Source organism: Clostridium sp. DFI.5.61 (assembly GCF_024462915.1).
Lineage (GTDB): Bacteria > Bacillota > Clostridia > Oscillospirales > Oscillospiraceae > Lawsonibacter > Lawsonibacter asaccharolyticus.
Genome location: NZ_JANGBZ010000036.1, coordinates 22,500 through 29,630 on the forward strand (window position 1 = coordinate 22,500; position 7,131 = coordinate 29,630).

At 65.3% G+C, this 7,131-nt stretch carries 4 protein-coding genes; all 4 read left to right on the forward strand.

Annotated features, from left to right (window positions below):
• Positions 1-13: 13 nt before the first annotated feature.
• The 4 genes from NE584_RS14085 to NE584_RS14100 all read left to right on the forward strand — a co-directional run bounded on the left by NE584_RS14085 (position 14) and on the right by NE584_RS14100 (position 7,088).
• Positions 14-787, forward strand: coding sequence for a TSUP family transporter (locus NE584_RS14085; protein WP_050623027.1), 774 nt, complete (start codon positions 14-16; stop codon positions 785-787).
• A gap of 32 nt (positions 788-819) precedes the next feature.
• Positions 820-3,042 (forward strand): helix-turn-helix domain-containing protein, encoded by a 2,223-nt coding sequence (locus tag NE584_RS19720; RefSeq protein WP_050623026.1) that lies wholly within the window; start codon positions 820-822, stop codon positions 3,040-3,042.
• Complete coding sequence (locus NE584_RS14095; protein WP_256183063.1) at positions 3,039-4,880, forward strand: 5'-nucleotidase C-terminal domain-containing protein; 1,842 nt, start codon at positions 3,039-3,041, stop codon at positions 4,878-4,880. Before NE584_RS19720 ends, NE584_RS14095 begins: the two co-directional genes overlap by 4 nt.
• Before the next feature lie 291 nt (positions 4,881-5,171).
• Complete coding sequence (locus tag NE584_RS14100) at positions 5,172-7,088, forward strand: PHB depolymerase family esterase (RefSeq protein ID WP_050623025.1); 1,917 nt, start codon at positions 5,172-5,174, stop codon at positions 7,086-7,088.
• The last annotated feature ends 43 nt before the right edge of the window (positions 7,089-7,131 follow it).

Below are 7,131 nucleotides of genomic sequence, written 5' to 3' on the forward strand. Positions count from 1 at the left end.
AGGAGAGATGAACATGGAATGGGACGAGCTGATCCGCATCTGGATCATTGTCTGTCCGCTGGTCTTTCTGGGCGGACTGATCGACGCGGTGGCCGGCGGCGGGGGGCTGATCACCCTGCCCGCCTATCTGCTGGCAGGACTGCCCCCGCACCTGGCCTCCGGCACCAACAAGTGCGGCAACTTCTTCGGCACACTGATAGCCACCGGGCGTTTTCTGAAGCGGGGGGACGTGCATCTGCCCTCCGCCCTGGCCGGGGGCGCCGGGGCGCTGGTGGGTGCTTGGCTGGGGGCGCGTTTGAACATGATCATGCCGGAGCAGGCCCTCTACTACCTGATGCTGGCTGTAGTGCCGGTGATGGCGGTTTTCCTGCTGTTTAAACGGGACTTCGGGACGGAGGACCGGTCCGGGGAGCTGGGAGTGGGGAAGCTGGTGCCTCTCTCTCTGGCCATCGGTCTGGTGATCGGGTGCTACGATGGATTTTTTGGTCCGGGGGCTGGGACCTTTCTCACCCTGGCCTTTACCGGCCTGTGCCGGTTCGACCTGCTTACCGCTGCGGGCAATACCAAGGTGGCCAACGCCACCTCCAACCTGGCCAGCCTGGTGACCTTCGCCCTGGGGGGGAAGGTGCTGTGGGCGGTGGGCATCCCCGCCGCCCTGTTCGGCATCGCGGGGGGCTATGTGGGGGCCGGGCTGGCCCTGAAGGGCGGCGCAAAAGTGATCCGCCCCATGTTCTTCGTGGTGCTCACCCTGCTGGTCGTCCGGCTGGTCTGGGACCTGCTGGCGTGATAAAAAACAGTGGAAAAAGAGAGGGAAGGGATATGAATCGCATCTCGCTGGTAGGCCGGCTGCGCACCCAGAAGCTGCTGGGGAGGACCGTCCTCATCCTGCTGGCCTTCTCCCTGCTCACGGTGGGGGGCTCCTACCTCTTTGTCCGGGGAGAGATGGTGTCCCGCTACCGGGAGCAGGGGATGGAGGGCACCATGTCCATGCTCCAGCGGACCAGCACCTCCCTGGACCGGACCATCCAGGCCTTGGAGCTTCAGATCCAGACCTTCTGGAAGGACGATGACGTCTCCAGCCTGCTGGTGGCACCGGAAAAGCCGGATTTCTCCAGGACCTCGGGGGCAGCCGCCCAGATCCAGGGGCTGCGGGAGGGGAACGAGCTGATCGAGCGGTGCTGGCTTTACCTCTATCAAAGTGGGCAGATCCTCACAGACCGGCAGCTGCTGCTGGAGGCGGGAGACCCCGAGCGGCCTGGGCAGCTGGAACGGTGGTCCGCGGCGGCGGAGAGCGGGACCCCCTCCCTGTGGTGTGAGGACGGAAAGATATATCTGCTGGTCGCCTTCCCACAGCCCAAAAAGCTGGGGCTGCTCATCGTCCAGCTCAGCGCCAGAGACCTGTTTGAACAGTTCCAGGAGGGCTGGAGCGGCCTGTCCGGAGACCCGGTGTACGTCTATGACGGGGCGGGAGAGCCCGTCTTTCCCAACCGGATGACCTACCCGGAGCGGGAGGAGCTGATGGTGACCGGGGAATCTCCCCGGGAAGGCGTGTACGCTTTGAGCGGACAGAGAGACACTGTAGTTTGTGTGGCCAGGTCCCAGACGGCCGGGTGGTACTGCCTGACCTATTGGAACAGCGGGGACTGGCTGCCCTCTCCCCAGGAGATCCTCACCGCCTTCCTCCCTGCGGCGGCGGTGCTGCTCCTGCTGATCCTGATCCTGTCCCTGGTGATCCTCCAGGTGATCTACCGGCCAATCCAGCGGATCGTGGAATCCATGCTCACAGGGCAGGAGACGGAGGCGGGCCAGGACGAGGCCGGGCTCATCAGCGCCGCCCTGGCCCGGGGACAGCGGGAGAACCAGCGGCTGACCGGACTGCTCTCCGATGTGCGCCCGGCGCTGGCCCAGCGGTTCTTCCAGTCCCTGCTGGAGGGGGGCCAGACGGAGCCGGAGGAGGTGTCCAGGATGCTGGCTGCTCTGGAGAGCCCCTTTCCCCTGGAGGGGACTTACCTGGTGCTGGCGGTGGAGGCGGTGCCGGAGAGGAGCGCCTCGGCGGTGGAGGGGGAGATCTACACCCGGAGCCTGTGGAGAAGCCTGAAGCGGTTTTGGGAGGGGCGCTGCCTTGCCCAGATCCAGCCCGCCCCGGGCGGAGGGCTGTCGGCGGTGCTGTGCGCTTCCCCACCGGTCCCAGGCGGATTCGCCATCCCCCTGGAGGACTGCCGGCAGGCGCTGGAGCGGGAGACCCGGGACTTCCCATTCTCTGCCGCGGTGGGGGCCAGCCAGGCCAGAGGAAGCCTGCTGGAGCTCTCCGCCGCCTGGCAGGAGGCCAGACAGGACCTGAATTACCGGAAATATTGCTGCGGGGAGGCCGGGCAGCCCGGCCCCGGTCCGGTAGGTGCGGGCGTATATGATGCCCAGGTGCGGGAGATGCTCCAGAAGGCGCTGAGCGGAGAGCTGGAGGGGGCCAGGGCCCAGCTGGCGGACCTGCGTCAGGCAGTAGGACGCGCTCAGTCCCCGGTGCAGATGCGCTCTATGCTGCGGGGCTGCGTGCTGACCCAGGTGCTGAAGGTCCAGCGGGAACTGGGGGAGCGATACTCCGCCGCCTGCGCTGCGGACTCCCCCGACTTCTGGCAGGAGCAGGAGCGGCTGCTGGCTGAGCTGGACGAGTGGGGACACAACAGCCAGCGTGGCTATATGGACCGGGCCCGGGACTACATCGCCGCCCACTTCTCGGACAGCGGGCTGTCCCTCAACGAGGTGAGCGGCCACGTGGGGCTGAGCGTGTCCTATCTGTCCAGCCTGTTCAGCAAATACCAGCCGCCGGGCTTCTCCCACTACCTGCGGCAGTACCGGGTGGAGCAGGCCCGCCTGCTGCTGGAGTCCACCGACGCCAGTGTGACGGAGATCGGCTACCAGACGGGATTCAACTCCTCCAACAGCTTCATCCGGACCTTCAAGAGTCTGGTGGGCGAGACGCCGGGCAGGTATCGGGAGCGCTGTCAGGGCGGAAAATATGAAAACGGAAAGGATGATGATACATGAAAAAGGTGGACAGATGGGCGGCGCTGACAGCGGCGCTGCTGCTGACGGTCTCCCTGGCACCCGCCTCCCAGGCGGCGGAGGCGGGAGAGAAGATCGTGATCCTCCACACCAACGACGTCCACTGTGCCATGGACGACGCCATCGGCTATGCCGGCCTGGCGGCCTATGCCGGGGCGCTGGAGGAGCAGTACGGGGCGGACCGGGTGACCCTGGTGGACGCGGGAGATGCCATCCAGGGCCAGGCGGTGGGCACCCTCTCCCAGGGGGAGTACATCATCTCCCTGATGAACGCGGCGGGTTATGACCTGGCGGTGCCGGGCAACCACGAGTTCGACTATGGGGTGGACCGGCTGATGGAGCTGGCGGCCGGGGCGGAGTTCCCCTATCTCAGCTGCAACTTCACCGGCCTGGCGGCGGGCGAACCGGTGTTCCAGCCCTATGCTCTCCTGGACTACGGGGACACCACCGTAGGCTATGTGGGGATCTGTACCCCGGAGAGCCTGACCAAGACCGACCCCACTTACTTCCGGGACGAGGCCGGGGAGGCGGTGTACGGCTTCCGGCAGGGAGGAGACGGACAGGAGCTGTATGACTGCGTCCAGGCCGCAGTGGACCAGGCCCGGGCCGAGGGCGCGGACTATGTGGTGGCGGTGGGCCATCTGGGTAATGAGGGCATCTCTGCCCAGTGGTCCTCCCAGGCTGTCATTGCCCACACCACCGGCATCGACGTGTTCCTAGACGGCCACTCCCATGAGCAGTATGAGCGGACACTGCCCAACCGGGAGGGGAAGGACGTGGTGCTGGCCCAGACGGGCACCGGCCTGACCGCCATCGGCCAGGTGATCTTGGACCCCGTCACCGGGGAGATCCAGGCGGAGCTGGTGGCCGGCTATGCCGGCAGGGACCCGGAGATGGAGGAGGAGATCGCCGCTGTCCAAGCCCAGTATGAGGAGCAGCTGAGCCAAGTGGTGGGCAGCACGGACGTGGCCCTGGTCACCACCGACCCGGCCACCGGGGAATACTGGGTCCGGAGCCGGGAGACCAACCTGGGGGACTTCTGCGCCGACGCCTACCGGGCGGTGATGGGGGCGGATATCGCCTTTGTCAACGGCGGCGGCATCCGGGCGGAGCTGGCGCCGGGGGAGGTCACTTATGGGGACATCCTGGACCTGCACCCCTATGGCAACGCCCTGTGCCTGGTGGAGGCCACCGGACAGCAGATCCTGGACGCCTTGGAGATGGGGGCACGGAAGTATCCCCAGACCAGCGGAGGTTTCCTCCAGGTGTCCGGCCTGACCTATACCATTGACGCCGCTGTCCCCTCCTCCGTAGTGGTGGACGAGAACGGGGCCTTCCAGTCTGTGGACGGCCCCCGCCGGGTGACCGGTGTGAAGGTGGGAGGGCAGCTGCTGGAGCTGGACCGGGTCTATACCCTGGCCTCCCACAACTATATGCTCAAAAGCGGCGGGGACGGCTACACCATGTTTCAGGGCTGCACCCTGCTGAAGGATGAGACGGTGCTGGACAATCAGGCACTGATCCGTTACCTGGGCCAGATCCTGGAGGGGGACCTGAGCGCCTACTCCGCTCCTGGGGGACAGGGCCGCATCCAGATCGCGGAGACGGCGGAGGAGACCGGCGGGGCACCTGCGGAGCCGGAAGAGCCCGCGGCCGGGGCGCGGATCTATGTGGTTCAGCCCGGGGACTGCCTGTGGACCATCGCCCGGCAGGAGCTGGGCGGCGGCCTGCGGTGGGTAGAGATCTATGACGCCAACCGGGACCAGATCCAGGACCCGGACCGCATCCAGGCGGGAATGGAGCTGGAGCTCCCCGCCTGAGGAGGAGCGGGGCGCGCCCCGCAGTTGTGAGATGGACCAGAGCGGCAGGAGGGCCGGAGCTCGTCACGAGCTCCGGCCCTCCTGTGATCATGATATAGACGGGAGCTACGATCCGGGTACTCAGCTTTTTGGATGGGATTCATTTTTTTGAATTTTGAAACCGGTGTAGACAGCAGAGAAATCAGAGGATGGACAGGTATTCCGCCCCCTGTTAAGCTGAAAACAGCACAGAATGGGAGCAAAATACAGAACAGCTCCCGGTGCGGGAATCTGCAAAAGGAGGATCACATCATGCGCAGCAAGTCTATCCGCCTGCCGCTGGCTGCGGCGGCACTGTCTCTGGCCATGCTCACATCCTGCGGTGCGCCCGGAGGGGCAGGCTCCAGCGTCTCTTCGGCATCCAGCTCCGGGAGCGGGGCACAGTCCGCCCCTGCGGCCGTTCAGGTGGAGCCCCTGACCGTTCAGGACTTCCCCTGTTCCACCACAGAGGAGTTTACGGCGCTGTTCCAGAAGATGGTGCAGGAGACACCGGACCAGATCTACTATCACCCCTACACCGGCCTGTTCCAGGAGGCGGTGGAGGCGGACGGGCTCTCTCAGGGCCGGAAGCTCTACACCTATATTCCGGAGGAGACGGGGCACTGCGCCTCCAGCGTGTTCGTGGCCCTGCCCTCCGGGGAGAAGGCGGAGGAGTTCCTGGTGAGCAGCGGCTGGACCGCGGTGGCCGACCAGTATAAATTCCTGCTCCACGCCCTGACCCCTGCCGACAGCCAGTGGGGGGGCGAGGAGGAGCTGGACTATCTGAGCGCCGCCTTTGCCCTGGGGAGCAAGACGATCCATTACAGCCCATACACCGGAAACTACTACTTTGTGGGCTACGCCGACGGAGGCCGCCTGCTGGAGCAGTGGGTCATGGCCAATCCGGACAACTGCTCCGGGCTGGCAGTGCTGGACGGCGGAGCCATCGACGAGGCTTATCTGACCCAGATGGGCCAGACCCCCGCCGTGGACCCGGAAAAGACCGTGAATGAGGTCAATGTGCCGGTGTGGCTGATCGAGAAGGAGATGACCGACGGGGTCCAGGCCGTGGCCGATTACTGGAAGGGAGCCAACGACTGCACTGAGACGGCCTATATCAACCAGGACGTTCCCCTGGAGACCACGGTGTATCAGCAGAACATGCTTTCCCATGACACCTTTATCAATGCCTATCCCCTGGGGAAGGTACAGCTCACCCAGGCAGAGGTGAGTTACACCGACCCGGAGCTGAGCAGGACCCTGTGGGAGACCTTCCTGTGCAAGGCCCAGCGCTACCGCTCCCTGGCCGGAAACGACCTGCGCCCCGCCATTGACTTTGAGGCGCTGGGCTTTACCAAGGAGGAGCGGACCATCGACGGTTACTCCCGTTACTGGCTGGAGTATGTGCCCCAGTCCGTCAAGGATGACCCCAGCCAGGCGGTGCCGCTGGTGATGGCCCTCCACGGCGCAGGACAGTGCGCCGAGGCCTACGCCCCCTATTCTGAGTGGTTCAAGGTGGCCGAGGAGGCGGGCTTCATCGTGGTGTTCCCCACAGCATACCCCTATGCGGAGAACAACGGCATGGCCCGGCCCATCCACAACGACTGCTGGGACCCCACCCGGCCTGACGACATCTCCTTCTGGCGGCAGCTGATCCAGGATGTGTCGGAGCGCTATTCCATCGACGAGAGCCGGATCTATGCCACCGGGCATTCCAACGGAGGCAACTCCAGCGCCATGATCGCCGGTGAGATGTCCGATGTGGTGGCCGCCGTGGCCATCAGTGCCGGCCGCTATCGGAATGTGGACCAGCAGGTGACTGAGGATGTGGCCACCCTCCACCCTATGGCCAGCACCAACCGGGTCCCCGTGATCCAGCTGGTGGGCACCAAGGATGCCGGCGCCTACCAGAGCCCCAGCCTGACCTCTACCATGATGTACTGGCTGGAGCGGAACGGCTGTGAGGACCTGAACGCCCCCCTGATGTATCAGACCAGCGGATACCATAACCAGATCTGGTGCGACGGGGACGGCGTGCCCATGGTCCGCTTCGCCGTGATCGAGGACAAGCCCCACACCACCACCCCCTCCGAGTCCCGGCTCTTCTGGTATGACTTCCTCTGCCACTACTCCAGAGGCGAGGACGGCAGCGTACAGTATATGCAGGACGACACCATTATCCGCAACTAAAAGAAGGAGCGGGGGGGGGGGGGGGGGGGGGGCGGGGGGGGCG